Source organism: Lentimicrobium sp. S6, assembly GCF_013166635.1.
GTDB lineage: Bacteria > Bacteroidota > Bacteroidia > Bacteroidales > UBA12170 > UBA12170.
The window spans coordinates 1-577 of record NZ_JABKBZ010000268.1 but is presented as its reverse complement, the minus strand read 5'-3'; the positions used below and the strand labels follow the sequence as shown (position 1 = coordinate 577).

The following is a 577-nucleotide window of genomic DNA, read 5'->3' as shown; positions in this document are numbered from 1 at the left end:
TCTTGGGATTTGTATTTCCATCATCCACATCACTTACAAAGGCGACAACTGGATTAGCTGTGCAATTATCTGCTTCATCTGTTACCACTGAAATATCAGCCGTTGGTAAACTGGCGATACATTCTATGGTAATATTGGCTGGATTGCTTGCTGTTGGATTTACATTATCTAAGACTGTAATAGTCTGTGTTGTAGATGCTGTATTTCCGCCTCCATCTGTATAAGTCCATGTTCTGGTGACAGTTCCGTTACAATCTGTGCCAACTATAGCAGCGTCTGTTCCGGCTACACTTCCTGAACCATCGCAATTATCTGTCCAAGATAAATTGCTCATCACTGGGACATCGTCGATACATGTTACAGTGACATCGGCTGGGGCTGCTGCGAATACTGGATTCGTAGCATCCTCTATAATAATGTCTTGTGTTACATTAATTGTGTTTCCACAGTCGTCTGTTACTGAATATGTTCTTGTGATTGTTTTTGGATTGCTTAATCCATCATCAGAATCGGATACGAAAGCTACTGTTGGGTTAGCTGTACAATTATCAGCTTCGTCTGTTACCACTGAAATATC

At 41.1% G+C, this 577-nt stretch carries 1 protein-coding gene; it reads right to left on the bottom strand.

Annotated elements, in window-relative coordinates; translation table 11 throughout:
* Nucleotides 1–577: hypothetical protein (locus HNS40_RS22670; RefSeq protein WP_216664212.1), on the bottom strand; the 577-nt coding region annotated here is incomplete at both ends.